This window comes from Paenisporosarcina sp., assembly GCF_057785155.1.
In genome coordinates, this window is record NZ_JBYNRN010000003.1 from 1 (window position 1) to 26,233 (window position 26,233).

Here is a 26,233-nt window from a genome sequence, read left to right on the forward strand (position 1 = left end):
TGCAGGTTGCGTATTGAATCTCCTCCGAAAGCTTCCACTTCTTTCACGTAATCTTCTTCAGGTAGTGCTTCGCAATAACGGAATAACACTTCTCTCGTGCGTTTAATCCACTCATACTGCTTTTCGAATAACTCCATCTACGTACGCTCCTTTTAAAATGCTGTTTAATTTTTATTCGTGTACCAATTCGTGTATAGTCAGTCGTCACCGATGCATACCCCATCTGGCGCAGCATGGCAGTGATATTTCCCCGGTGATAGGTGGCATGGGTAACAAGGTGAAACACCATTTCAGCTAAACTTGCTTCCGTTTTCCCTTCCCACGGAATATGAAGGACTCGTGATTTTTCAAAGTTCTCTTGCTGTATTAAAAAGGTTTTACATGTCTGAGCCAGTTCATTAAACAACTGGTCCATTTCTTCAATTCCTTTTCCTTCTCCTGTTTCTTTATCTACTTCCAAGGCTTCCGGTCTGTCCTTTCCTGAAATAATTTGAAACCAGAGCTGGTCAACGATGTACATATGAGAAACAAGTTCTGAAATAGAAGGGATGAAAAACGTCATCCGAAAGTTCTTTTAGCCGATTAAACAGTGTTTGATTTGCCCAAACATGATAATCATACATATTTAATGCAAAGTGAGCCATCAATACTTCCTCCGTAAGATATAGATTGTCAGCGTTCTGAAGGCCACGCTCCCTGCATTTTTCTAATCAGCATAATTTGGCCCGTATGATACGCATCATGAAGCATGATGTCTAATAACTTTTCCTCAAGGGAATTTTCGTCGAACTTTTCAGCAGATGTTTTACTCACAACCTCCCGTAAGTTTCGTTGAGCGATCTCTGCCCGTTCCACAACTTACCGCCATTCGGATTCGTCACCCGATTGTTCTGTGAGAAAGAAAGTTTGTCCTCCGTCCAGAGGATTTTTCCATTCACGGCCTTCCATGTTGGCTGCTAACCTCTCTTTATAGTAAATAAGATGGTTTACATTCTCCCAAATCGATTTAGTCGACTCGCCCGGCGGCTTCCAACTCGCCTGTTGCGCCGTCAGCCCCTCAATTGCATTCTTGAAAGCCGCATACCAACTCTCTTTGTCGTACGTCGAATCTAGCCCCTTTACAAGTAAATCTGTTCGGTTCATATTGATTCCTCCTCAGGGAGTGTTTAATTTCGTTAATATATATAAAATTATCAGAAAAATCAATATTCTATTAAAAGCTTATCAATATGTAATTTATTCAGTCAAGTCGAACCCGGCTGATAACACATTTCATAGGGTATTTTTGACAACAAAAAACGCTTCTACTAGTTGTAGAAACGCCAATTTTATTTTGTTTATACAACTCATTGCGCCTGTATCTTTGTAAATATGGAAGGAATCGATTCCAGATCACATCAATTATTCGCTTACCATTCATATTTAATATCAGGCAAATTTTCTTCATTTTCATGTCCTCTATTTATGATTTCAAATCCATGTTTTTCATAAAATCGTTGTGCATGCATGTTCATTTACTTCAATTGTGTATAAGATTAATCTCCCACTTGATTGTTCTTCTACTCTATCTAATAATGTTATGCACCCCGGGTTGACATAACGCCCCGATGGGAGGGTATTCAATAAGAACAGCCGCCTTCTAAAGGCAGCCAATCACTCATCTTACATAAAAATTCTGTCTTTTCTTATACATACCTTACATTTTTTCCCTTTTATAATTCTTCATTCTCTAGAGAGTTATTGGCAGGTGCAAACCAACCGATTAAAGCAATACCCACTAATACTCCATAGAAAATCAATGTCCAAATGGTACTGTGGGGAAAATCATGGTCTAGGACACCAATATCATCATGGGCAAGAGTTATTACAGCAAGCTTGACACCGACCCAAGCAACAATGGCATAGGCCGTAGTTTCCAATGCTGGTCGTTGATCGAGTAACTGGACAAACCAGGTTGCTGCATACTTAATCAATATAAGGCCAGCAATCCCTCCAAGAACTACAACGATAAACTTTCCTCCATCCATGCCGCCAAAATCATCGAGCGGTGAATCCGGAAGACCCAACGCAATAGCAACCGCAGCTAAAATGGAATCAATGGCAAAAGCAAGATCAGCTAAACCAATCTTCCCTACTGTTGGCCAGAAACCTTTCCCGGCAGATTCTTCTTCAACTTCCTCGCGAATATTCTCATTTTCTTTCCCGAACTTGGCCTGAATAACATGCTTTAAACCTAAGTAAAGAAGATAAGCCGCTCCTATCGCCTGTACCTGCCAGACGTTTGCAATAAATGAAATGGCAAAAAGTGCAGCGAATCTGAAAAAGAAGGCCATAATAATTCCGTAGTTTATTGCTTTTTTCTTCTGATCTTCGGGTAAATGTTTAGCAATTACTGCTAGGACAAGTGCATTGTCAGCCGATAACAAACCTTCCAATCCGATTAGAATTAACAATGCCCAAGCATACTCAATCCAAATAGACTCCATTAAAAATTCCCCCTTCTAAAGCTTTAATCGTGATATATTAATTTCGCTAAAAGTACTATTCCCCTTACCATCTTTAGATAATCTTATGTTGGCGGTTCATCGTTGTCCAACAATAAGGATACCCACTTATAGACAAGTTTAAGGACTGGTTCCTATAAAAGGGACCAGTCCTTTTTAATTTGCTAATAGTTCGGACCAACTTTATTCTCATCCGAAAACAGTGAAGAGATCGGTTCGTTTTGGTTCAATTACTATTGTACATAAAGTAACGAGGGTTCCAAGAAATTTTATTTTTAATTAGGTCAACATATAGAGTGCGATTACGCAAGTGGCGATACTCGATTTTTTTATTAGGTTGGCGTTTGACGTATATACAAGTCGAATCGTATCCAAGTTTCTCACCTCAACTAAATTAGTTAAATCCAAAGTTTGTGTAATGCATTTGAATGCGATAATCTCTTTGCTTTAGCGCTGTGAGTGGACTTAATTAAGAAGTCGATAAATCGGATCAAAAAAATGTTTTCCCAAGATTTTCGTTGAACTTCCACGTTAATGACTCTCCTTTTAATCGCATTTTTGTTTTTCCTTTATCTAACTTTTAGAGGGATCCGTTGTCGTTTATGAAATGGAAATGTAGCAAAAGTTCCAGCGACTCCACTGATTACTAAAAATGAAAGGATTGCGATAGGTAGTGGTCTCTTTTTCAAACGTGTTTGATTCATGTAGAACCTCCTTGGATTAGAGCTTGCACCTTAAGTGTAGTAGATGAATATGGAGAGGGTGTTAATGCTATGTTAAGACATTATTTAGAAAATGGATTTTTTTATGAAGTTATAAACTTGAACTTGAAATAGAGAAACTCAATTTAAGGCCAATTATACGTTTAATCAATGAACCTTAAGTAAACGATTGACGTCATATTTGGTAGTATGCACACTAGTGCAGGGAATAACAGAGACAACCCCCAGATGGTTTCAGACATTTCTGCACCCAAGTGGGTTTTATATCCTATCTCCAAGATATTGCCTTCTCTGTTTCCATCTATCTATTTAACATCATAGGTACCCAATTAACCTTTAGATTGATACACATAATTCACTTTGGTATAATGATATTAAGTATTGTATACAATAAAAAAGACCGACTGGTGCCGGTACACCAATCGATCGAAGTAATAGCAGGTTCCCTTCAAGGGGATTGGCTAAATGAGAGTGATAACCCATCTGAGCCCTAACTCAAGGATGGGTTATTTTTTATGGTTAAATGAAAGTACTAGAACAATCAATGTTGCAAACGCTACTGCTAACATCATTGCTTCAAATACTGTCATGGCACCACCCCCTTTCGAACGGGAGTGAGCCAACCACCCTTGAGTTACCTATACAATTACTCTTCTATTATACCACACGTATGTTCTGTTTTATCTAATGAACCTACAGAATTGCCATAGACCAATCTTGTATATAGGTCCATACACCATTTTTGATATTCTCCCTTACTTATATCTACAAAATATTTCTTCAGGAATATGACAATAATCATCTGGACATCTAGCTAACCTATCTTGATGTTCTTCTGCACTTCTCACATAGTTTGTAAGAGGTAATACTTCAACAACTATAAGGTCATAATCATTTCTCTCTCTAATAAACGCCTTTGCCTCTATTAAGTGTTCAGGCTTTTCACTATATACCCCTGTTCTGTATTTCTCACCAACATCCTGTCCTTGTTTATTCAAACTGTATGGATCAATAATTTCAAATAAATATCCCATTAATTCTCTGATCGTTACAACCGTCGGATCAAACTCTGTTTTTACACATTCGGCATAGCCGTCATAATCACCCTCAAGTGTATGACTTGTTCCATTAGCTCTTCCCGCTTCTGTGAACTTTACTCCAGGTAAAGTTTTGATAAAAGCTTGTACGCCCCATAAACATCCACCTGCCAAATATACGACTTCCATATTGACTCTCCTTTTTGTTTAAAACACCAAAAATTTACTCTATGTAATTAAAAAACTTCAGTTACTAATGTCTAAACAATTTATATTAAACTCCTACGTTAGTTTGAATTTATAATAAAATCCAATTGTATTTATTATACCAAAAGTTCACATTTTAAATAAAAACGTTCTTAGCTGTAACTCATCTGAGTTCTAAACTCATGGATGGTTTTTTATAGGGTTAAAGGACAGAACTCACAATCATAGTCTTAACAACGCTTAGACACATCCTGCTGCAAGATAACCTGAAATACAAATAAGGACAGCGGAAAAATATCCAGCTCGTCCTTTTTTGTTGGGAATACTGCCGATGGTTTTTTCCTTCGATCCCTATTACCTCACACTATGGTTCATTCGTTTTTGGTTAATGAAACAATAGACGTCTTTATTCCAGCGAGTAGCGGCCGAAGATACAATTTCGTCCGCCGCTAGTCATCGTGAAGTTCTTATCTCTACACAACTCGAACACTTTTTCTGGTTGCTATCTTTAAATTTCTTAAACGTTCTCTCAAAGTTATTTCCACACGAACATTTAAATTGTAATTTCTGCGAGAATCCTAAATATTCTTTAGAAAGTAATACGCTATCTGAATTCTTCTTCACATAGTCACTGATCTCTTGAATCGTCCACTTTTTATTCATACATACACCTCCGATAGTGATTCCGAAATTTAACACAATAGGAAGTTTCGGATCCCTTCCATTCAATTAGGCTCATATCTGCCTAATCTCCCTGAGTACTATAGTATACCACCACTTAAGTGACTGTATTATACCCAAATGATCTTTATTTATAGGAAATGAATTATAGAGAGAAACTTTTTTTCAGAATCAGAGACTCTCGCTTTACTGTTTGCATTTGATAAGAAAATTCTTCATCAGAATTTCGCCTCTAATGGTTGGCACCTCTTAAATTAACATTCGTGTTTGTTTCTGTCACAAGGATGGATTTTTCATATATTTTGTTAGTTTAAGTAGCCAAACTTTTTAAAAAATCTCCGGTAATGTGCTAAAGCCGTGTTCGTCTATTAAAAAGCTGTATATAAATTAAAACCTTTAGATCTGGTTTGTCGTCTAATTATTGGGGTGAGATAATGAATGGCTTATTCGTTAAGAAAAAAGTGAATTATGAGCAGATAATAAATACCTATGGGACAGACCTTAAACAACTAGCCTATTCTTATGTGAAAGATAGACAATTGGCTGAGGATATTACGCAAGAGACATTCATTAAATGCTTAACGAAGCGAGATACATTTAAAGGTAATTCATCTTTAAAAACATGGTTGTTTGCCATTGCGATAAATCTGAGTAAGGATTACTTGAAAAATGGTTACCATCGGCGTGTAACAGTTGATAACAATGTGACAGAACAACAATCATTTAATGCCCCTTCTGCTGAAATTGAAGCATTGACTAACTATGAAAATCAGAATGTCACTGAATACATATTAGATTTACCGATTGAATATCGAGAAATAATTGTCCTATATTATTTTAAAGAATTTAAGGTGAGAGAAATTGCGGAAACATTAAAGCTATCTGGTAACACTGTAAAAACTCGAATGCGCCGAGCTCGGGAACTGTTGAAGGAAAGGATGGTCAGACATGAATAACGGTTATTTTTCTGATATAAAACAACAGATGGAAAAGTCGGAGCATTTTAGTGACCTAAAGTATACGGATAAAGGAAAAAATCAGGTGTTAAATAGGCTATTTATTAGTGAAATCATATCTGGAATTTTTAGAGTATTAATCATCCTTTTGCTCTTATACGCTTATTTAACAAACCTAAATAACCTCGACTTTATTCAGAATGCAATTGTACATTTACTAGTATTTGCATTTGTATTAATTGCAGCTATCTGGATTGCAAATAAACTTGATTTATGGATAGACTCACTTCGCTTTCGAATTCTACTGCAAATTAGTGTGAGTTGCTTAATCATCTTATTTTTCTTTTACTCTTTCTTTACTAGTTATTTCTATACAGATCAACAGTTGATAGAGACTGGAATAGAAAAGGTGGAAATGTATTATCAATTGAATGAAGTTTACCCTACTAATGAAGAACGCCCAAAATTACTGGATTCTATATTTCACGAGCAGGCTGGTTATTCAGTGCATTTACTTGGAAAGTACCCAGAAGCAGAGTTAGTTGAAGCAAAGGCACTGAATGTAACTCGGAACTTCTATCAATATAATCTACTCGTTAATTTAGAATTATCTGAGGGAGGACAAACATGGACAGAGAAATATATGTTGATATTAGAAAAGGATGGGTTTAATTTTAAATTAAGCGGGATGTCATATGTAGATTAATATTAGAAAAAAGGAAAAACGCTCAAGTTTGAGCGTTTTTTGTGTTATTTACTTATTGATTTTCAACTACAGTTAGTATTAGGTACTGAAGGTATTTCCGCTATTCATCCAACGTGGCAATTGCATTACCTGTGCTCCCCACCTATGACCAGACAATCATGAGCCATGCAGGAGTAATGATGGGATAGTTTCAGGAAACATGCTCGATCTTCCTATCCTCCGTTGTAAAGTTGAAATTAAAAAAATTTCCTCTATTTTCAATCTTTTGTTCCTATGAAACAAACATTCATGAATTTTTAAACAATTGTGTTTGTTTCTTTCAAAGGGACGTAATAATTATATCCCTTTGGCAAAGTAGATAATTTATCTTTTTTATCCATTTTAAAGATATAATAGAACTAATAACCATAAAAATGGAGTGTGATGATGTGTTTGATAAAATTAAAGAATGGTTTACTTTAAATACAATCTTAAAGAAGAAGAAGGCATCGATCTCAGAAGTAGACAAGCAGTTAGCTGAACGACAGAAAAAGGTTACTGCATATGATCAGCAGCTTTCACAAAGAGAAGCTTTGATTGAAAAGACCATTCAGGAAGCAAAAGCTTCGGTTGAAGACGAGCTTCTTCAGTTAGGCCAACAAAAGATATCCTCTGTAGAAGAGCTTTCACAATTTCAAAAAAAATTGGAAGATACACAAAAAGAGACGCAAAAGCTTGAGCGAGCTGCTAAGAAATTTAAAGCAGAAAGCATTGGGATTAAGTCACTAATTGAAAAATTTCCTGATGCCGTGGACTATGACAAAATTGCAAGTGAACTAGAATTGCTTGATCAGGCCCTAGGTGATGGTGCTCTTAGAACGTTGGTCGAGTTGAATTTACACCATCAAGATTCTAAGCTGCTGAAGAAAGAAATGTCAGCAAATAATCGTGATATTACGAAGCTTTTAAAATCATACGAAGGTCGTTATAACACAAAGGCAAATCGTACAATCTATCATTTAATGGTAATTGGATTACGAGCAGAGTTGCAAAACATTTTACACAAGCTCAAATATACCAACTTGGATCAAATGGAATCCGAAGCGAAAGCATTAATTGATAAGTATTTAACCATTTGTGGAGAGGGTAATGCCAGTATATTGCCCACCATTACGAAGTTTCTGACAGAGCTAGAGCCATTATTCCACAATGCCATTCAGATAGAGTACAAGTATTATGTGCAGAAAGAAAAAGAAAAAGAAGAACAGAAACAAATACGTGAGCAAATGAAACAAGAAGCTGAAGAGCGACGCTTACTTGAGGAAGAAAAGAAAAAGCTTGAAAAAGAAGAAGAGAAATATCGTCAGGAGCTTGAGAAAAATCGTGAGCTACTTCTAGTAGAAACAGATCCTGTAAAACAAGCCGCCCTTTCTGCTCGACTCGAAGAACTTGAGGACCAAGTAAACAAATTAGAAGAACAACGTGAAGAAATTGTTAAACGTGCCAATGGACGTGCCGGATATGTATACGTAATTTCCAACCTCGGATCCTTAGGCGAAAAAATGTTTAAAGTAGGAATGACACGACGCTTGAATCCACAAGATCGTATTGATGAGCTTGGAAATGCATCCGTTCCGTTTCGTTTCGATATCCATGCAATGGTATTCAGTAACAATGCAATCGAACTCGAGCAGAAGCTACACGGGCGCCTATCTTCAATGCGTGTCAATAGGATCAACATGCGTAAAGAATTCTTCTACAGCGATGTCACCCAACTACAGGAAGTTGTCCATGACATCGACTCAACCGTTGAATTCACAACCACTTTACTGGCAGAAGAGTATCGTCAAAGCCAGAGTATTATTAATGAAGAGAAAGCTATGTTTGTTTAGCACATGAAGAAATAAGTTCTTCTGGAGAAAGCAAAATTCGCGCATCATTAAAAAGCCAGTACCTTTAATTTTTCGACCCTGTGAAACAAACATTCAAAAAGCGAGAATCTCTTATCAGAATAAGAGACTCTCGCTTTTTTGTTTTCACTTAAAAAGTGAGTGCTAACTCATAGTATTGGATTCCAAAAGGCGAAAGTTGAATTAATAAGAAAGTTCTTCATCAGAATATCGCCACTAACGGGTGGCACCGCTTAAATTATGACAATTTACAAATTTGAATAATCATACAAGTTAACTTACTAGCATTGCATTAACTGGGCAATTCTTATAATTAACTATTCAATTGTAGTGAATAAATCGAATTGTTTTTCACACAGGTACCTGTTTTTTATGTTCCCTCTCTTACCTGGCCCTACAAATTGTCGTGGCAAGGCTAAAAGAGACTTCTTCATAACTTGCCCTTCCATTGCGGAAAACGCATTGTTAGCATTATAGCTTACATATTCCATAGAAAGTTTTTGAATACCCCCGATACCGGCTGGGAAAATGTGTTCACCAGATTTAAATGTTACTACCGGTTCTGTTTTCTTTAAATACATACAAAACTTCTCCATCTTTTTGACCTCCTATATCAAGTCCTCTCCAATCAGTATAGTATGGAAAGCACTACAAAATAGTTTTTTGTTCTAATTTACCGACGTAATTTCACTCTCCTGATTCATACTTCCACGGCTACTTCCCCAATTATTATATCTTCTAAACCTAAGCTACTTAGAAAAGATTCATATTGTTCTTCATTACGCTCTTTTATTGTTGAAAGAACAGTTAGAGCATTACCTTTAAATTCAGGAATATCAATTGGACTAAAAGCTCTGTCTGGATTGTTCTCTAAATGAGAAAATTCATTATTAATTCTCCCAATAAACGAATTTGTTACTCCAGATTCAGAGAAAAACTTAATATTTCGTTGGTCATTACTTAAACTGCAATCCGGCCATTGGAAAAATAAATAGGATTCCAAAAATTTTCTACAACTATTAGGGAAGTTATAAAAAACATGATAGTTACTGTCGTTTTGTTCTTCTTTAGCTACTCGATAAATTTGATGGAATAGGTATATAAACTCTGATGTATATTCCCTTAAATATGCAGGCATAACATTAACAATAGAGGTGGTTTCGCTTGAACTAATTGATTGCCTATCCAAAGTAAATTGTCTTAAAATATATTTATCGTTTGTTGAAGGTCCTTTTAATCTATGCATATATTTTAAGAAATCTAAACTATGTGTAGAGATAATTAGTTGCAAATACTCTTTTTGAGAAATTTCAACATCGATTAAACTAAAAAGATAAAATGTATGATTAGAATCTAAACTGGACATTGGATCGTCGATAAATACAATCTGTTGTTCTCTTTGCTCTTGAGTAAGATTCGATAGTTGAGCTAGAAAATAACAAAACGAAATAATCGTTTGCTCACCTTCGCTTAAATTTTTTGCTAATTGATTATTTCGATATACTTGAAAATGTCCGTGGGTACCACTTCGATCATAACGAAGTTCTAAGTCATTTGAATCTCTCATCTGACTTAGATATAAATTAATTACCTGGATTGCATTTTCCTCGTTACTCATCATATCTTCTTTTCTCTGCTTTAATTCTTGAAATTTTTCTAGTTGCTTTTGATTATTTATTAATATGCCTTTTGCATGGTCGTATCGCTCCTCTAGACTTTGAATATCTGATTTTAATGAGGAATAATTTATTCTATTTAATTCTTCATAGATTATGTGAAAGCGAATGGATTCACGAGCAACTTTCTGTTTTAATTCATACTCTTTTGTTACTTCATTGTTTTCTTTAATAATTTCATTAAATGATTTCTCTAATTCTAATAATGAATTACTAAATACATCCTCAAAAGTCGAAAATATTTCTAATGAATATAAATTATTCTTTTTTTCTTGAATTTTTTTTGATACATGCGAAATGAAGTGTTTAATATCTCTTAGTGTTTGATTAAAATTTTTGTTAACTTCATTAAATTGTAATTGAAATTGATTATATATAGCATTAGCATCGAAAGCAAAATTATAATCATCTAATTGTCTTTGTACTTTCATTAAACTCGTTAAAATATTTGTAAGTTCTTCTTCATACTTTTTTGTTTGATCATTAAATATTTGATTAAGTTGTTGCATTCGTTCAGTTTTAAGTTCACTTCCACAAAATTTACATTCTGTTGCATTTTCATGTAAGTGATGCCCCTGTTGAATCCACGACGTATCTTGTTCTTTAATAATGAGGGATTCTAAAGCTTTACTTGGCGTTAATTGATGTTTTATTAATTTGTTTGCTGCATCCACTAAATAATGAATATTTGGATTCGGAAGAGTAATTGTTGGTAATATTTTTTTACTTTCTTCAAGTAAAAAAGCATTTAATTCATTAAATTGCACTTCATCTAATACCTTTGCTTGAGCTATTTCTTGTTCTAATCGGCGTTTATCATATATTCTCATTTCTGTATCTGCTTTAAAGGCTTTATAATCGAGTTTAATTTTCCCAGCAATTTCTGTTAATTGTAGGTTAAGTAGTTTAATCTTTCCTACTAACTCACTCTTAATATCTTCATATTCTTTAAGTTGTCCTACATGGAAATTATCACCATCAATAATTTTAGTTAGTTGCTCAATATCGATTTCAATATTCTTGATTTCAGTAATAAGTTCAATATTTTGTGTACCAATAATAGCAAAGGGGGAGATATTTTCATCCTCGTTATAAAAGAATGCAAGGTGTTCCTTTCTAAAATCGCTATTATAGACACTAATATGGGAGGATTCTATCAACTGACTACTTAATATTTTTGTACCACCTTCTAATACAAATTCATATTCTGATTCTAAATAATCATTATGTATTTTCCCTAATTGCAATGAACGAAAAATTCTAGAAAGTGTTGTCTTTCCAGAGTAGTTTCTACCGAAAATAATATTACGAGCACTTAAACCGTTATGTTTTAAACTTTCATTTATTCGCCTTGATTTGTATGGATAATCATCTATTAGATGCTCATCCCAAATGAAATTTTTATATGTTCCGAAATTTGCTATATTTACTTTACGAATCATGTCCATCACCTCTCATTCACCCATATTATCTTTCATATATTCCCTCAACCCATCATCCACACAATATACATGACAACCCTTCATCCCTCGAGTCATTAGAGTTTTATACGTATTCCTCACTAGTTGATCAAGTGGGTCAATTTCATATTTCTTCTTGGGTTTGGCGGGTCTTGCTCCTTTATCTTTGAAGTTCTCTCGTTTGACTTCGATTAGTTGAGTTTCTGTATTGTAGGTTAGGTCATTACCGATGATGACGCCAACGTATTCCATTTCTAAGCCTTGAACGGTATGGATGCAGCCTATTTGGTAGGAACCTTCGTTATGGATAGCCCAGTCGATACGTGCTGGATCATTCCATGGCATGGCAAAGTCATGTACTTCGATGACAACGTCCTTGGATAATTCGCCGTTCACTGGTGTGGTGATCCATTCCCATGCATATCCAGCGAGTAATCTACCTCCCTTATCTACCACAACTTTTTCAAGTAATTCGTGAGGAGAGTCAACGAGTTGAAAATCAAAATCTCCATCTAGTGGATATCTTGTTTCCGATCGTATAAAAGATCGTCCAACCATTCGAGGTAATTACCCGATCCTGCACAACGGAATTGGGAGTCAAGCTCGACCACATGTACGGTTGAATTTTGCTTTTCTGCTTCTTCCTTTAGTAATTCAAAGCGGCCGATGTCTTTATTTGAAATGACTTGTTCGTCATCGATAAAGAACACGCTTAGTCTGCTTGAACGAATAATCTGAGTTGCTTGGTTTTCACCTTCAATTTTCTTTTTCATATGGCCTTGGTTTTTCAGACGATGTGCTTCGTCACATACGAGAACATTAAAATAATTGTTGGATGTTTCTACATACGATGCAGAACCTTTAAATAAGCTTCGGATTTCAACAAAGCCGCTTCTGCCAATTAGCTTCTTTCTCAGTATCTCTCGAAACGATTGGTTTGGTGTGATGTACTCGATAGTTGCTTCTTCACTTAACATGAAGTTCATTAGATTCAGCCCGATAACCGACTTGCCCGTCCCAGGACCACCTTTGATAAGTATCGTGTGCTTTTCATCCGATGCCAGATCTAAATTTTTATAAATTGATACAACTTTTTCATAAGCCACTTTTTGTTCATCGAGCAAAATAAATTCTTCGTTACCTTCAAATAAAGAATTGACTGCTTCTACTAATCGCTTAGAAGGTTTTATTTTACCTTCCTCTATTTTCTTCGCAATTTCCGTTCCTTTTCCTTCAGATACCGAATCTTTAATCATCTGCATTAAAATTTGATCATCGAATTGAAAATAGATTGGTGATTGTTCTACATAGGATGCGTACCGCTGATCAAGCAGAGGCTCTTCTTCCCGGTTTCTGCTTGGAATATAATTATGTAAATAAGCACAAGAGCTTAAATTTATTGAAGACTCTTCATACAGAGCCTCATTAAAATTTTCTAAATAACGCTTATAGGATAATGATTGATACGATGGATGTACCGTTTCGCGTTCTCTTTTTCCTAAGAATGTCTTAACGATTCCGTCTCCTTCAGCAATTTTCGATTGTTGCCACTGTTTTAATTCCACGATGACTGCATTTTGATTGCCTTTGTTGTCTTCTCCTGTAATAAGAAAATCAATACGCTTTTCAGTTGAAGGTAATTTATACTCCAATAAAACATGCGTGTCTTCTTTCAACTTCGCATCTCTTAAGATTTTCGCCATCTGTGGCAGAGAGTTTGTCCATGAAAGCAGCTCACTAGGAGAAACAGAACGATTCATTTTTTCCTGTATATTATTGAGTAAAACATTTCCTATGTTCCTTTCAAGAACATGATTGATAAAAATAGAAGAAGATTCATTATAAATTATCATTGTAGTTCCCTCGCTCTGAGTTTCTTTAGTTATTAGAAAATTATGGATAGTTTTATTTTAGCACTTTTTGTATAAAATAATGGATGTTTTTGGCGTAATTACTTGAATATTGGATTATCGGGTAGATTCTGATCGAAGAATATAAGGTAATTAAACTAAATGAAACACAATCAGCCGCCGAAATTATATCTTCGGCAGCTATTAATAATAATCTCTATTATCTTTTACTCAAGATTTAGAAGGATGCATGGTACGTTATCTCTAAACGAAACACATTATAAAAGCTGAACATTGATTATCTCCGCTCGATTCATTGACTTTTCAGATTATTGCCCTCTGGTTTGCATCTTTAAGAAATGATTTTAATTAGTTCAATCACATCCACTAATAAAGAACACGCGTTCTCATGGGGTTAGTTAAAAAATAGTTTTGCTAAAGTAAAGATAAATAGGAGTCCAGATCCAATCAATAATAATATACTTGATTGTCTATGTTTTCCCTTGAGTGTAGAAAAGCCTAGTTTTAAAAGTAGTAGAGCTAATGTCATGTTTATAATTGGGACCAATAGATTGTCATGTTCAGAGTTAATTAACGTAAAAATAGATACAGAAAGAAGGACTAGACCCAAGAATAAATACATTTTCATCTGACTATTCCTCCTTAAGATATATGTTGTATGGTGTTTTACTTTAAAATAAACTCTCCTGCTCACTACAAACGTTTTACCGTTTATTAATAAGTTTAATTTTCGGATTTTCAGGGTGTATAGAATGTACAGTGTCAATGATATTTAAATTAGTTAGTGTATTGAAGCACTGAGTTACTGATCTGTTAATATAATCATGTATTTGACTATTGTCATTATGAAACAACTCCAATGGTTCCTGCTTAAATTCTTCATTGTTTGAGAAATCATCACCAAGCAAATCGACTAAGGTTGGCAAGAAATCGACGTTATAATTGCAAATGCTAATGTTTGGAATTTCATGATGTAGAAGCCTAAGAGAATAGCGGTCGATAATCCTTCTATTTAGTTTTCCAAAGTCACCATAAGCGACGTTCAACTTCTCAACCCACTGCTCTGGTGAAACGTATTCCACGATATCAAAATACACATCTAACCAAACGACATCGGATACTAGGTGACACAAATATCCAAGATAAAAGGGTTCATGTATGACATCTTTATATGTCTCATAAAATCTCACGATATTAATATGGCTCTTTCCATTGTCGTCAAAATCCTTAAAATGTGTGACACCTTTTGCTACACCCATTAGACCATGGATATCAGGTGCTATACCTCCGAGCATAAACTCACTTTTATGTACGATTTCTAGCTTATCCGCAATTAGTGATGCAATACAGTAATGCATAATTCTAGAGCCCATAAAACACCGTCTTTCTTAATTTACACTTCATGTTATTATCATATTTTACCATTTGAGATTTTAATGGGATATGGTTTATATCATATTAGTAGAAATATTTATGGCTAGCGCAACGTTACTCTATTCGTGTAAATGACAAGATCGTGAGAATAGTTGATTTTCAATTATCTTCTTTATCCCCAAATTCTTAGGAAAACAGAAAATAACCGTCTACCCCTAAGAGGGTGATGACGGTTATTCCTGTTATTGCAGCACTTAGTTATATCTCTTTATAAAGAGGCAAAGTAAAACATAACGTGTGGTGATTATGATTGATTGTGTTTAAAACAATTTCCACATTGTGATGTTCAAAAATCTCTTTCTTTCGAAATGGCTAAACCGAGTTCATAAATCGAGATTGCGTGGCTTTAAGAAATGAGTGTTTTTTTCAGTGGCATACTTCCTTCCACTGGTTTGTTCTACTCGCATAATCATAAGACGTTAGTTATCATTTCGCTTCTAAAGCAGCTACTTCCTCGTTTTGAAATTGTTCTGCTTCAGTTGAACCTGATAACGCCGTAGTGGATGATGTTCCTCCTGAAATGACGAGTGAAACTTCATCAAAGTAACCCGTTCCAACTTCACGCTGATGGCGAGTTGCTGTGTAGCCGTCTTGTTCAGCCGCGAACTCCGCTTCCTGCAACTCAGAATAAGCAGACATGCCTCTCTCATTATATCCTTTCGCAAGTTCAAACATCCCGTAATTCATTACATGGAAGCCAGCGAGTGTAACGAATTGGAATTTGTAGCCCATCTTCCCAAGCTCTTGTTGGAAGCTTGCAATTGTTTCTTCATCCAGTTTCTTTTTCCAATTGAATGAAGGAGAGCAGTTATATGCAAGCAGTTTGCCAGGGAATTTCGCATGAATGGTTTCAGCAAACTTCCGAGCTTCATCAATATTTGGTTCGGACGTTTCACACCAAATCAAATCAGCATATGGCGCATACGCAAGACCTCGAGCAATCGCTTGTTCAATGCCGTCATTCGTATGATAGAATCCTTCCGGCGTCCGCTCTCCAGTAATAAATTGGTGATCATATGGATCAACATCGCTCGTGATTAAATTAGCTGCATTTGCATCAGTACGAGCAATTATTACAGTAGGTACACCCATAACATCAGCGGCTAACCTTGCAGCAATCAGATTGCGGATGGCAGTTTGAGTAGGAAGTAATACTTTTCCTCCTAGGTGACCACATTTCTTTTCAGAGGAAAGTTGGTCTTCTAAATGCACCCCACCTGCTCCCGCTTCAATCATCGCTTTCGTTAATTCAAATACATTTAGTGTTCCACCAAACCCAGCTTCCATATCCGCTACAATCGGGGCGTACCAATATGTATCGCCCTTACCTTCCGCTTGCTGAATTTGATCAGCACGTTGCAATGTCTGATTAATTCGTTTCACCACTTGTGGTACGCTATTGCTTGGATACAGGCTTTGGTCTGGATACATATGCCCTGAAAGATTGGCATCTGCAGCTACTTGCCAACCACTCAAGTAAATTGCTTTTAATCCCGCTTTTACTTGTTGCATCGCTTGATTTCCAGTCAGTGCGCCAAGTGCATTCACATAGTCTTCTGTATTCACAAGATCCCATAGTCTGTTAGCACCTAAAGTAGCAAGTGTTTGTTCAACTACGATTGAACCTCTTAATTTGATGACCTCTTCAGCTGTATACGGTCGTTCTACACCATTCCAACGATCCTCATTCCAACTTTTCGCTAATGCTTCAGCTTGCGGTTTGCGATTTCCCAATTGTTCTATCTCCCTTTTACTTTAATTATCTTAATACACACACCCATTACACCGGTGTTATATAACAGATAGACCAAAAAAATTAATCGATATCTGCACAGCACTGAATACACTCTTTGAAACTAGTAAACTCTTGCCCGCATGTTAGGCATGTATTCAGTAGTCTAATGTCATTCTTCGAATCGGAAAACACTCCTTGGGAATCATCTTTTGAATTGAATTCTCTTTTTTGCTCCTGCATGTAAATCCCTCTTTTTTTAATGTTTTTTTATTAAACCACTTTAAAGACTGCTGTTGATAATGAAAAACAAGTGAAAGAGTCATGTGCGCCTAGCGTAGAGCTTGATACCAACAAGTATGTTCTTTTTTCATACTTGTTGGCTCATGTGGAACGAGTGGTCAGCGCGATTTGACCATAAATAACAAACAGAACCTTTTACAAAAACCATGGTTTAATTTTTCGCATACAACCGATTCTTATACTCTTGACGCCGACGATGTAGAATAGGCTCGGTGTATCCATTAGGTTGTTTTTTACCTTGCAAAACAAGTTCGCAGGCGGCTTGGAAAGCAATGGAATGTTCAAAGTCTGAAGACATCGGTTGATAAGTAGGATCCACACTGTTTTGTTTATCTACTACCTTCGCCATTCGTTTTAAGGTCTCGAGTAGTTGATTTTCTGTGCATATACCGTGATGAAGCCAATTGGTCATATGCTGACTTGAAATACGCAATGTCGCTCGATCTTCCATTAACCCTACATTATGAATATCAGGCACTTTTGAACAACCTATACCATGCTCAACCCAACGAACCACGTATCCAAGTAACCCTTGTGCATTATTGTCGAGCTCACGTTGGATATCATTTGCAGACCATTTCTCAGTCGATATTGGTAGTGTTAAGATGTCAGCATTCCTGTCTCGCGTCTCATGCTTCAAGATTTCTTGAACTTCTGTTACTGACAATTGATGATAATGAAGAGCATGCAAAGTTGCTGCAGTTGGGGACGGTACCCAAGCCGTGTTTCCTCCAGCTTTTAAATGACCCACTTTTTGCTCCATCATATCCTTCATATGATCTGGTATTGCCCACATGCCTTTACCAATTTGCGCACGACCTGGCAGTCCACAATTTAGTCCTGTATCCACATTTGATTTTTCATAAGCTTGAAGCCATTTTGAACTTTTCATTTCATTTTTACGAATGACAGGACCCGCTAGCATGGAAGTATGGATTTCGTCACCCGTTCGATCTAAAAAGCCTGTATTAATAAAAACAATCCGGTCTTTTACTTCTCGAATGCAATTTTCGAGATTGAGAGATGTTCTCCGCTCTTCATCCATAACACCAATTTTCAATGTATAACGTTCAAGTCCTAATATGTCTTCTACACGGTTAAACAGTTCATTGGCAAATGCCACTTCTGCCGATCCATGCATTTTAGGTTTTACTATATAGACAGAACGTTTCTCAGAGTTGCGAACATTCCCATTTCCTAAGAGATCATGCTTTGCAAGCAAACTTGTCATCACAGTATCAATGATTCCTTCTGGCACTTCTTGATTATGCTGATCTAAAATCATATTCGAGGTCATTAAATGCCCCACATTTCGTACCAGCAATAGCGAGCGACCACGTAAAGTGAGTTCTTCTCCACTTATTGTTTGATACTTTCTGTCCTCATTTAACGTTCTTATAACTTCACGTTGACCTTTTTTAAATGTTGCCTCAAGCGTTCCATTCATCAATCCTAGCCAGTTTCGATAAACGATGACTTTGTCTTCTGCATCAACTGCAGTAACTGAATCCTCACAATCCATAATCGTCGATATAGCCGACTCAATTAGTAAGTCTTTTATTCCTGCTTGATCCGTCACGCCAATCGGATGTTGTCGATCAAATTGGATTTCTACATGCAACCCATTGTTTTGAAGGAGAATCGCAGTTGGCGAAGATGGGTCTCCAGTGAATCCGATAATTTTTGATGGAGCACTTAAAACGGTTTGTTTTGTTCCTTGAACAACGACTAGTTGATTTTGTTCAATTCGATATTGTGTTGAAAATGCGTGCGAGCCCTGTTCTAATGGCGCAATTTGATCTAAAAATTGTCGTGAATATTCAACAACCTTAGTTCCTCTTTGCGGATTGTAAGTAGTTCCTCTTTCCGCACCATCTTGTTCATCGATTACATCCGTTCCATAAAGTGCATCATATAAGCTTCCCCACCGTGCATTTGCTGCATTAAGTGCGTATCGAGCATTATTAACTGGTACAACTAATTGTGGTCCAGCTAGAATCGCTACTTCATCATCTACATTTGAAGTTGTAATGGTAAAGGGCTCCATTGTTGGTTCCCAATAACCGATGTCTTTTAAAAACGTTTCATATTCAGGTCGATTTTCTGACCAGTCATTATGCTCATGCCACTGATCAATCTCTTCTTGAAGCTGTTTTCGTCGTCTTAACAGGTCTCTATTTTTTGGAACCATATCTAAAATTAGTTGACTGAACCCCTTCCAAAAATCCTCACTAGAAACATTACTGCCTGGTAAAGCTTCATCTTCAATAAACTGGTACAGTTCTATGGCTATGTTCAAACCATTGCGTTCAATCACTTAATCTCCCTTTCGTTGTTATATAACAGTTAATATATATTACATTGTATTACTACATAATACTTTTTGTGAAAAAAATAAAAGAATTTTTATTTTTCACTATCTCTATCTAAGGTGAATATTGCTGGGTAATATCTTTTATAAAAAAGAAAAAAACGAGGAACGCATATAATTACGGCAAAAAAATACACATCCAATAAAAATGGATGTGTTTGTGTTATGTCTTTTAAAAAGTGGCAGTGTAAACCAAAATGTGTGGTGGTTAAGATTGATTGTGTTTAACCCAATTTTCCCATTTTGATGTCACTAACCCTGAGTTATTTACGATTGAACTTGATGGGAAAACGTTACGAAATGTCTTAATAAATCATAGTATTTTAGTTGTTTAGATAGTTTTGGAATTACTCGTCCTATTGTTTAATAGAATGTTATAATTGGCATTTTTATTGAAGTTTTTCCGCAAAAAAGGGGGAGAATAATGATCTATATATTATTTGGGTTGGCTGCAATCGTTACAATTTTAGCAGCGATTGAACTGTCTAACAATGCAGATGTATTAAGTGGAAGAACTTCTTTAGGTGGATTATTTGTCGGCACGGTTTTGTTAGGCGGCGCAACATCACTCCCAGAAGTGACGACTAGTATTTCTTCAGTATTAATTGCAAATCCTGATATTGCTGTTGGAAATATGTTAGGATCAAACATGTTTAACATCTTTATAATTGCATGTTTTGATGTTTATTATAGAAAAATCCGATTCTTTCATTCATCAAATAGAGGTCATCTATATACTGCAGGATTAGGGCTAATTCTATCGACAATGACCCTCATTGCAATGGTCAGTAAATTGAATATAATGCTGTTCGGGATAGGCTTAGATTCATTTTTGATAGCCATTGTTTATGGGATAGGCATGTACGTTATAAGCATAGTTTCTGAAGGGTTGCCTGATAATCAAATGACGGATCTGGACTTCGATCAAAAAGAAGTGAATAATTCCAAATCCAGAAAAACAACTAGCATTAGACAAGCAGTATTAAATTTTTTTCTTGCTGCTGTAGTCATCATGATAGCAGGAACTTTGTTATCCATATTTGGAGATAAAATTGCGGAAGTAACCGGGCTCGGATCTACTTTCGTAGGTAGTTTCCTCTTGGCAGCAACTACCTCACTGCCTGAAGCTGTTGCTGTATTTATTGCTTTAAGATTAAGAAATATAAATATTGCGATTGGATCAATCCTAGGAAGTAATATTTTCAATATGCTAATACTAATGGGTACGGATATCGTCTATCGAAAAGGCACAATTCTTTCAAATGTTGCTCCAACACATGAAATCACAGCCATTACTGTAACAATCTTATCCATATTGGTCATGATTTCAATACTACGGAAACACGTTATTTCTACAATTTCATATGTAATTCCTTCTTTACTAATAATAATTGGATATTTCGTTGCCACCTACCTTATTTTCAATGGAGGGATATGATATAGAGAAACGAGCGGTGGCTTTAGTCCCGCTCGTTTCTTGTGTTCATTAGATTATGGTATGCTTATTTTTTCGTGTAGTTCTTTGTAACCTGTGAATTGCCTTTTTAAACCTCTAATCTAACTGATAAATTCGTGTATATTTCTCTTCTAAATAAGCCACTAAATACGAAGCATTTAGTCCTTCACCTGTCGCTTCTTGTAGAATTTCTAACGGTTTCTTCATTGCACCATGACGGTGTACTTTATCAGTTAACCAATTCTTCACGGACTCTAACTCCCCAGTTGCACAAAGCTCATCAAAGTTCGGTATGTCTTTCATCATCGCTGCTTTTAGTTGAGCTGCATAAAGGAACCCTAAAGCATACGATGGGAAATATCCGAACGATCCACCTGACCAGTGAACATCTTGTAATACACCTTCTGCATTCGTACTTGGTCGAACACCAAGATATTCTTCGTATTTATCATTCCAAATTTGAGGTAGATCTTCTACTTTCATATCTCCGTTGAATAAGCCTTTTTCAATTTCATAACGAATCATGATGTGCAGAGCGTATGTTAATTCATCTGCTTCAATACGAATTAAAGATGGTTTCGCTACATTAATAGCTCTGAGGAAATCTTCAGCTGAAACTTTCCCAAATTGTTCTGGAGCATAGGATTGTAAGTTTTCATAATTGTTTTTCCAGAAGTTTTCGTTGCGACCGACAAAGTTTTCATAGAACAATGATTGGGATTCATGAATTCCCATCGATGTACCTGTGCAAATTGGCAATCCATCGATATCAACTGAAATATTTTGTTCATAAAGTGCATGGCCACATTCGTGAATCGTTCCAAAGACAGCTGAGCGGAAATCTTTTTCATCATATTTCGTAGTGATTCGAACGTCTCCACGGTTCAGACCTGTTGCAAATGGATGTACGGTCTCGTCTAAGCGACCTGCGTTAAAATCATAGCCAAGTTGTTTTAAAATATCTAAGCTAAATTGCTTTTGTTTTTCTTTAGGAAAGTGCTTGAAAAGACAATCTGTAGATGGTTGATTGCTTGATTCTGAAATCTTTTTAACTAAGGGAACAATCTTGCTTCGTAATTCACCAAATACTTCATCTAATACGTCTGTAGTCATGCCAGGTTCGTATAGATCTAGTAATGTGTTATATGGGTTATTGTCTTTTACTCCCCAATAATTAACGAATCGTTTATTCGTTTCCACAATGTCTTTTAAATATGGAAGGAACATGTCGAAGTCGTTCTTATCTTTCGCTTCTTCCCAAACTGTTTCACCTTTAGAAATCAAAATAACATAGTCTTTGTATTCTTTTGGCGGGATTTTTTTACTCATATCGAATTCTTTTTTAGCCTCTTCGTATGATTTTTTTGTGATTTCATCTAACGAATCAAAATCTTTTTCTAATTCAATAAGCATCTTTTCTAATTCAGGAGATGTTCTCATGTTAAACACTTCGGATGATAGTGTCCCAATTACTTGTGAACGTTGATCGGTTCCCTTTTTAGGTGCTCCTGTACGCAAATCCCAGTACATTAACCCAATTGCTTCTGAGTAAGATTGTATTTTTTTCATATACTCTAAAAACTCAACACTTGTACTCATCTGAAAATCCCCCCATTTTTATATGTATAGTTAGACTTTAACATAAAGTCAGAATTGTTTGGAAGAGAATACAAAAAAATCTACTGAGCGAGTCAAAAGTTCGACTTACTTAGTAGATTTTTGTTTTTTATTTCCAAATGATTTCAACTGGCAAAATGTCTGTAAAACGGTCTTGAACCATTTTTTCTTGTTCTGTTAAGAGTAAGTGGATAACGCCATGGTCAGCCGACGTTCGGATAAGACGACCAATCCCTTGTTGAAGACGTAGCAACATAAACGGCATATCGACTTCTTCAAATGGATCATTCGAGAAATCTCTTTTCGCATCAAATAATGGATCGCTCGGAGGGAAAGGTAAATCATACAAGATGACTCTTGTTAATGATTGGCCTGGCAAATCTAAACCTTCCCATAGATGATACGAGCAAAGAACAGATATTCTACCCGCTTGAAAATCTCGAACAATGGATGATAACTCACGTTCACCTTCAAAAACCATTGTCACTCTTTCATCAACCGTAAGAGATTGTTCAAACATAAACATATCATGCTTTGTTTTAAATAATAATAAGGTTGGTTCAAGTGAAGTGTTTAAAATTTCGATTACTTTCGCCTGTTTTTCATTTGCTTCTACCGTGTGACCTTCAATTTTCATAACCTCTTCATAGTCAAAGGGAGATGCCACACTAAAGGAATGATGTTGTTCAATTCCAAGTGAATCTGCAATATAAGTAAAGTCTTTTTTAACTGATAACGTTGCAGAAGAAAAGACAACTGGCAGTTTTTTAGTAAAGAGCTTTTCATTCAAAATATCCGTTACTAACCGAGGCATAATAACCAACGTTTCGATACCGTTTAGTTCTTCTAACCAATCAACCGCGTCTCCCTGTTGAACAAACAATTGCAGAGAAAATGCATACTGTTCCAGGTATTCTTCAGCCATTCTTAAATCATACTCATCCATCGTATAAAGTTCAGATTCAAAAACAAACTCCTCTAGTAATTGATGAACGATTTTCACTAGGGTACGTCCCTGATTTAACACCGTTTCGGATTTTTGAATATGTTGTCTTCCACCAGCTTCACCATGTGAATGAAGTAGTAATTCTTTAAAGAATTCATCATGAGACTCTTGTAAAACTTCTAACAATCTCAGTGTTTTCTCTCGAACACCTTCTCCTCCGAGTCGGTCAATTAGCGTTTCAAGTGTTTGACTTTGAACTTCGTACGTAAGTGCACGCTGTGCAGCATGTTCTAACAAATGTCCTTCATCTAAAACAATCATTGATACTTCAGGAAGTAATGGCAATTGGCCTTCACGGACTCGAGACTCTTTCGTCCAAATATGTTCCATTAAGAAGTCATGTGAACAGATGATTAAGTCACCTGCTTCACGATAGTTTTGTCTGTGGATCGTTTGTCCACAACGATTGCGAATGTCACAAACCGCACATTGTTGAATCGGATGGTAGTTAACTTTCTGCCAATCTTCATCACTTACTTCTGGAAATGCACTTCGTTCCCCATACGGATAAACTTTTTGCATCGATTGATGTCCATAAACAAAATCAGGAATGCCATCTTCAATTTGTTCTAGGAATTCTTCGTCATCATTTTTTTGTTCATGTTCCATTCTCTTCAGACATAAATATTGATCCCTAGATTTAGCTAGTCGGACATCAATATTCCACCCCAAAGCATCTTGAAGTTTTTGAATGTCTCCTTCTTTTTTCACCAACTGATCTATTAGTGTTTCGTCAGCGCATGATATTAAAGCAGGTTTCCCAGTGTACCTTGCATAAGCAATAGCTGGTAAAAGGTATGCGATCGTTTTTCCAGTACCAACACCGGCTTCAGCGAATAGAACACTTTTGTTTTTTAACGATTTTTCGATTTGATAAGCCATAAAAATTTGCTCATCACGAAGTTCAAATCCTTTTTCGGGCAGTTCGTCATATAAAACCTCCCCCATCCAATCACCAAGTGATTCGAAAAAAGAACGGTCTTTAGATAATTCAAAAGGTAAAGTCTGTTTCATGGAAATCTCCCTTCTCTCGAACAGAAAAACACAGCTTGCACCCTTTGGTACAAGCTGATCACTCGTTCTATACTACTCTTATTACAAAAAAATTAGTCCCGAGGTAACTTTCTACCCCAGTATTGGTAATAGTTGGTTTCGATAAACCCATTAAATAATTTACGTTTTTTCGTTGCTTTTCGACCATAGAAATTTTCAAAGTCAGCCATTGAAGATAACATGTAGACAGACCAGGTTGGATGATCTTCCATCATACGACCCATGTCACCAATCATTTCTTCAATCACTTCTCTTTCACCAATACGTTCACCATAAGGTGGATTTCCAATCATAACTCCATCTGTTGAAGTAGTTGTGAAATCACGCATTTGACGTTGTTTGAACTGAATCAAATCTGAGAAGCCAGCCTCTATAGCATTGTTCTTGGCAATCGCAATCATACGAGGGTCGATATCAGTACCCGTGATATCTAAATGTTGGTCGTAATTAGCTAAATCCTCAGCTTCTAAACGAACTTCATCCCATATTTTTTGAGACATCCACGGCCAATCTTCACTTATAAAGTCACGATTATAACCAGGAGCTAAGTTTTGCCCAATCATTGCAGCTTCAATTGGAATTGTTCCCGAACCACAAAAAGGATCGACAAATGGTCGGTTAGGATTCCATTTTGATATATACACAAGTGCTGCAGCAAGCGTTTCTTTTAAAGGCGCTTCCCCTTGATCTAAACGGTATCCGCGTTTATGTAATCCAACACCACTCGTATCGATGCTTAATTTAACCACATCTTTTAATATACTCACTTCAATCTTAAATGTTGCACCAGATTCATCTAAAAATCCAATTCTTTTATGAGCAATTTTTAATCGCTCAGCAATTGCTTTTTTTACAATTGCTTGGCAATCGGGAACACTAAATAATTTGGATTTGACTGATTTCCCTTGAACAGGAAATGCTGCATCCACAGGTAAATATTTTTCCCAAGGGATTGCTTTAGTTTGTTCAAATAATTGGTCGAATGTTGTCGCTCGGAAATCGCCAGCAATAATTTTGACACGGTCCGCTACTCGCAGCCACATATTAGCACGCGCAATTGCTCGCTCGTCCCCTTCAAAATAAATTTTACCGTTTTCCGTTTTTGTATCAAAGCCTAATTTTTTCACTTCATCTGCTACGATTGATTCTAACCCCATTGCTGAAGTTGCTACTAATTGATGAGTCGTCATCTTCTCATCCTTTCTCTACCTATTGTTGAGTTTCAGTTTTATCTTTAATATGAAGAAAAGCTCTCCGAATTAGTGGAGAGCTTGTTTAGTCAAGTATACCCATTAGAAAACCCAATAAGCCATGTTTTGTTATCACGTACTCAAACGGCTAAAGCCTCGTACAGTGAGTAGTAATCATCTATCTACAGACAAAGTCTGTCCCTCAATCCGTTCAATTCCTTCATGAGAGTGCCCCTACCATAATTTGGGTTTCTCGCTCGTGGGGTTTACCTCGTTCCACCTGAAACGTTTCCGAGTCAGCTCCGTCACTGTGGCACTTTCAGAGAACCTAGACCATATCCGAAGACTTAGGTGTTGTTCCC

General features: G+C 36.3%; 18 protein-coding genes, 1 other RNA gene and 3 pseudogenes. 4 read left to right on the forward strand and 18 right to left on the reverse strand.

The genetic code is table 11. The annotated features are described in order from the left end of the window. Window positions 1-43: 43 nt before the first annotated feature. The 8 genes and pseudogenes from AC3EA5_RS01010 to AC3EA5_RS01045 form a co-directional block, all read right to left on the reverse strand. A complete protein-coding gene (locus tag AC3EA5_RS01010; protein ID WP_488606697.1) occupies window positions 44-562 on the reverse strand; it encodes a DinB family protein in 519 nt (172 codons plus the stop codon). A 110-nt stretch (window positions 563-672) separates the two neighbouring features. Further along, window positions 673-1,143: pseudogene (locus tag AC3EA5_RS01015) on the reverse strand (DinB family protein). A 266-nt stretch (window positions 1,144-1,409) separates the two neighbouring features. After that, window positions 1,410-1,575 (reverse strand): annotated as a pseudogene (locus AC3EA5_RS01020) (GNAT family N-acetyltransferase); the annotation flags it as partial. A gap of 137 nt (window positions 1,576-1,712) precedes the next feature. After that, a complete protein-coding gene (locus AC3EA5_RS01025) occupies window positions 1,713-2,486 on the reverse strand; it encodes a TerC family protein (protein WP_424472847.1) in 774 nt (257 codons plus the stop codon). Window positions 2,487-3,073: 587 nt separating this feature from the next. Further along, the gene (locus tag AC3EA5_RS01030) at window positions 3,074-3,208 is read right to left on the reverse strand and encodes a hypothetical protein (protein WP_427442629.1); all 135 of its coding nucleotides are present in this window, start codon (window positions 3,206-3,208) and stop codon (window positions 3,074-3,076) included. A gap of 524 nt (window positions 3,209-3,732) precedes the next feature. Then, complete coding sequence (locus tag AC3EA5_RS01035; RefSeq protein ID WP_394188099.1) at window positions 3,733-3,816, reverse strand: putative holin-like toxin; 84 nt, start codon at window positions 3,814-3,816, stop codon at window positions 3,733-3,735. A gap of 165 nt (window positions 3,817-3,981) precedes the next feature. Continuing rightward, window positions 3,982-4,452 (reverse strand): peptide-methionine (S)-S-oxide reductase, encoded by a 471-nt coding sequence (locus AC3EA5_RS01040; RefSeq protein WP_488606698.1) that lies wholly within the window; start codon window positions 4,450-4,452, stop codon window positions 3,982-3,984. Window positions 4,453-4,923: 471 nt separating this feature from the next. Further along, window positions 4,924-5,133, reverse strand: coding sequence for a hypothetical protein (locus tag AC3EA5_RS01045; RefSeq protein ID WP_488606699.1), 210 nt, complete (start codon window positions 5,131-5,133; stop codon window positions 4,924-4,926). Between the two features lie 452 nt (window positions 5,134-5,585). On the opposite strand from AC3EA5_RS01045, the gene AC3EA5_RS01050 reads away from it, so the two are divergent. The 3 genes from AC3EA5_RS01050 to AC3EA5_RS01060 all read left to right on the forward strand — a co-directional run bounded on the left by AC3EA5_RS01050 (window position 5,586) and on the right by AC3EA5_RS01060 (window position 8,684). Next, complete coding sequence (locus tag AC3EA5_RS01050; RefSeq protein ID WP_488606700.1) at window positions 5,586-6,107, forward strand: sigma-70 family RNA polymerase sigma factor; 522 nt, start codon at window positions 5,586-5,588, stop codon at window positions 6,105-6,107. After that, the gene (locus tag AC3EA5_RS01055) at window positions 6,100-6,813 is read left to right on the forward strand and encodes a hypothetical protein (protein ID WP_488606701.1); all 714 of its coding nucleotides are present in this window, start codon (window positions 6,100-6,102) and stop codon (window positions 6,811-6,813) included. The genes AC3EA5_RS01050 and AC3EA5_RS01055 overlap by 8 nt, the downstream gene beginning before the upstream one ends. Before the next feature lie 428 nt (window positions 6,814-7,241). After that, window positions 7,242-8,684 carry a GIY-YIG nuclease family protein gene (locus tag AC3EA5_RS01060; RefSeq protein ID WP_488606702.1) on the forward strand — a complete coding sequence of 481 codons (1,443 nt, stop codon included), beginning with the start codon at window positions 7,242-7,244 and terminating at the stop codon, window positions 8,682-8,684. Window positions 8,685-9,019: 335 nt separating this feature from the next. Here AC3EA5_RS01060 and AC3EA5_RS01065 read toward each other — a convergent pair whose 3' ends face one another. From AC3EA5_RS01065 to AC3EA5_RS01090, 6 genes and pseudogenes are all read right to left on the reverse strand, one after another. Then, on the reverse strand, window positions 9,020-9,298 hold the full coding sequence (locus tag AC3EA5_RS01065) for a hypothetical protein (protein ID WP_488606703.1): 279 nt from the start codon (window positions 9,296-9,298) through the stop codon (window positions 9,020-9,022). 104 nt (window positions 9,299-9,402) lie between these two features. After that, the gene (locus AC3EA5_RS01070; RefSeq protein ID WP_488606704.1) at window positions 9,403-11,820 is read right to left on the reverse strand and encodes an AAA family ATPase; all 2,418 of its coding nucleotides are present in this window, start codon (window positions 11,818-11,820) and stop codon (window positions 9,403-9,405) included. 12 nt (window positions 11,821-11,832) lie between these two features. Continuing rightward, window positions 11,833-13,691, reverse strand: a pseudogene (locus tag AC3EA5_RS01075) (DNA/RNA helicase domain-containing protein). A 722-nt stretch (window positions 13,692-14,413) separates the two neighbouring features. After that, window positions 14,414-15,067, reverse strand: coding sequence for a zinc dependent phospholipase C family protein (locus AC3EA5_RS01080; protein ID WP_488606705.1), 654 nt, complete (start codon window positions 15,065-15,067; stop codon window positions 14,414-14,416). 502 nt (window positions 15,068-15,569) lie between these two features. After that, on the reverse strand, window positions 15,570-16,877 hold the full coding sequence (gene aceA, locus AC3EA5_RS01085; protein WP_488606706.1) for an isocitrate lyase: 1,308 nt from the start codon (window positions 16,875-16,877) through the stop codon (window positions 15,570-15,572). Window positions 16,878-17,329: 452 nt separating this feature from the next. Then, window positions 17,330-19,495 carry a malate synthase G gene (locus tag AC3EA5_RS01090; protein WP_488606707.1) on the reverse strand — a complete coding sequence of 722 codons (2,166 nt, stop codon included), beginning with the start codon at window positions 19,493-19,495 and terminating at the stop codon, window positions 17,330-17,332. Window positions 19,496-19,973: 478 nt separating this feature from the next. Here AC3EA5_RS01090 and AC3EA5_RS01095 point away from each other — a divergent pair, with 478 nt between their 5' ends. Then, window positions 19,974-20,987 carry a sodium:calcium antiporter gene (locus AC3EA5_RS01095; protein ID WP_488606708.1) on the forward strand — a complete coding sequence of 338 codons (1,014 nt, stop codon included), beginning with the start codon at window positions 19,974-19,976 and terminating at the stop codon, window positions 20,985-20,987. Between the two features lie 114 nt (window positions 20,988-21,101). On the opposite strand, the gene AC3EA5_RS01100 is transcribed toward AC3EA5_RS01095, so the two are convergent. From AC3EA5_RS01100 to rnpB, 4 genes are all read right to left on the reverse strand, one after another. Further along, window positions 21,102-22,604 (reverse strand): carboxypeptidase M32, encoded by a 1,503-nt coding sequence (locus tag AC3EA5_RS01100; protein ID WP_488606709.1) that lies wholly within the window; start codon window positions 22,602-22,604, stop codon window positions 21,102-21,104. A gap of 127 nt (window positions 22,605-22,731) precedes the next feature. Beyond that, window positions 22,732-24,642 carry an ATP-dependent DNA helicase gene (locus AC3EA5_RS01105; RefSeq protein WP_488606710.1) on the reverse strand — a complete coding sequence of 637 codons (1,911 nt, stop codon included), beginning with the start codon at window positions 24,640-24,642 and terminating at the stop codon, window positions 22,732-22,734. 92 nt (window positions 24,643-24,734) lie between these two features. After that, entirely contained in the window at window positions 24,735-25,871 is a 1,137-nt protein-coding gene (locus tag AC3EA5_RS01110) for a THUMP domain-containing class I SAM-dependent RNA methyltransferase (RefSeq protein ID WP_488606711.1), read from the reverse strand. Window positions 25,872-25,981: 110 nt separating this feature from the next. After that, window positions 25,982-26,233, reverse strand: an RNA gene (gene rnpB, locus AC3EA5_RS01115) — RNase P RNA component class B; the annotation flags it as partial.

What these genes read in the sequence shown, in the direction of transcription:
- AC3EA5_RS01010 (WP_488606697.1), bottom strand. Translation starts at nt 562, where the DNA reads ATGACGTTTTTCATCCCTTCTATTTCAGAACTTGTTTCTCATATGTAC.
- AC3EA5_RS01025 (WP_424472847.1), bottom strand. Translation starts at nt 2,486, where the DNA reads ATGGAGTCTATTTGGATTGAGTATGCTTGGGCATTGTTAATTCTAATC.
- AC3EA5_RS01030 (WP_427442629.1), bottom strand. Translation starts at nt 3,208, where the DNA reads ATGAATCAAACACGTTTGAAAAAGAGACCACTACCTATCGCAATCCTT.
- AC3EA5_RS01035 (WP_394188099.1), bottom strand. Translation starts at nt 3,816, where the DNA reads ATGACAGTATTTGAAGCAATGATGTTAGCAGTAGCGTTTGCAACATTG.
- AC3EA5_RS01040 (WP_488606698.1), bottom strand. Translation starts at nt 4,452, where the DNA reads ATGGAAGTCGTATATTTGGCAGGTGGATGTTTATGGGGCGTACAAGCT.
- AC3EA5_RS01045 (WP_488606699.1), bottom strand. Translation starts at nt 5,133, where the DNA reads ATGAATAAAAAGTGGACGATTCAAGAGATCAGTGACTATGTGAAGAAG.
- AC3EA5_RS01050 (WP_488606700.1), top strand. Translation starts at nt 5,586, where the DNA reads ATGAATGGCTTATTCGTTAAGAAAAAAGTGAATTATGAGCAGATAATA.
- AC3EA5_RS01055 (WP_488606701.1), top strand. Translation starts at nt 6,100, where the DNA reads ATGAATAACGGTTATTTTTCTGATATAAAACAACAGATGGAAAAGTCG.
- AC3EA5_RS01065 (WP_488606703.1), bottom strand. Translation starts at nt 9,298, where the DNA reads ATGGAGAAGTTTTGTATGTATTTAAAGAAAACAGAACCGGTAGTAACA.
- AC3EA5_RS01070 (WP_488606704.1), bottom strand. Translation starts at nt 11,820, where the DNA reads ATGATTCGTAAAGTAAATATAGCAAATTTCGGAACATATAAAAATTTC.
- AC3EA5_RS01080 (WP_488606705.1), bottom strand. Translation starts at nt 15,067, where the DNA reads ATGCATTACTGTATTGCATCACTAATTGCGGATAAGCTAGAAATCGTA.
- AC3EA5_RS01095 (WP_488606708.1), top strand. Translation starts at nt 19,974, where the DNA reads ATGATCTATATATTATTTGGGTTGGCTGCAATCGTTACAATTTTAGCA.
- AC3EA5_RS01100 (WP_488606709.1), bottom strand. Translation starts at nt 22,604, where the DNA reads ATGAGTACAAGTGTTGAGTTTTTAGAGTATATGAAAAAAATACAATCT.
- AC3EA5_RS01105 (WP_488606710.1), bottom strand. Translation starts at nt 24,642, where the DNA reads ATGAAACAGACTTTACCTTTTGAATTATCTAAAGACCGTTCTTTTTTC.
- AC3EA5_RS01110 (WP_488606711.1), bottom strand. Translation starts at nt 25,871, where the DNA reads ATGACGACTCATCAATTAGTAGCAACTTCAGCAATGGGGTTAGAATCA.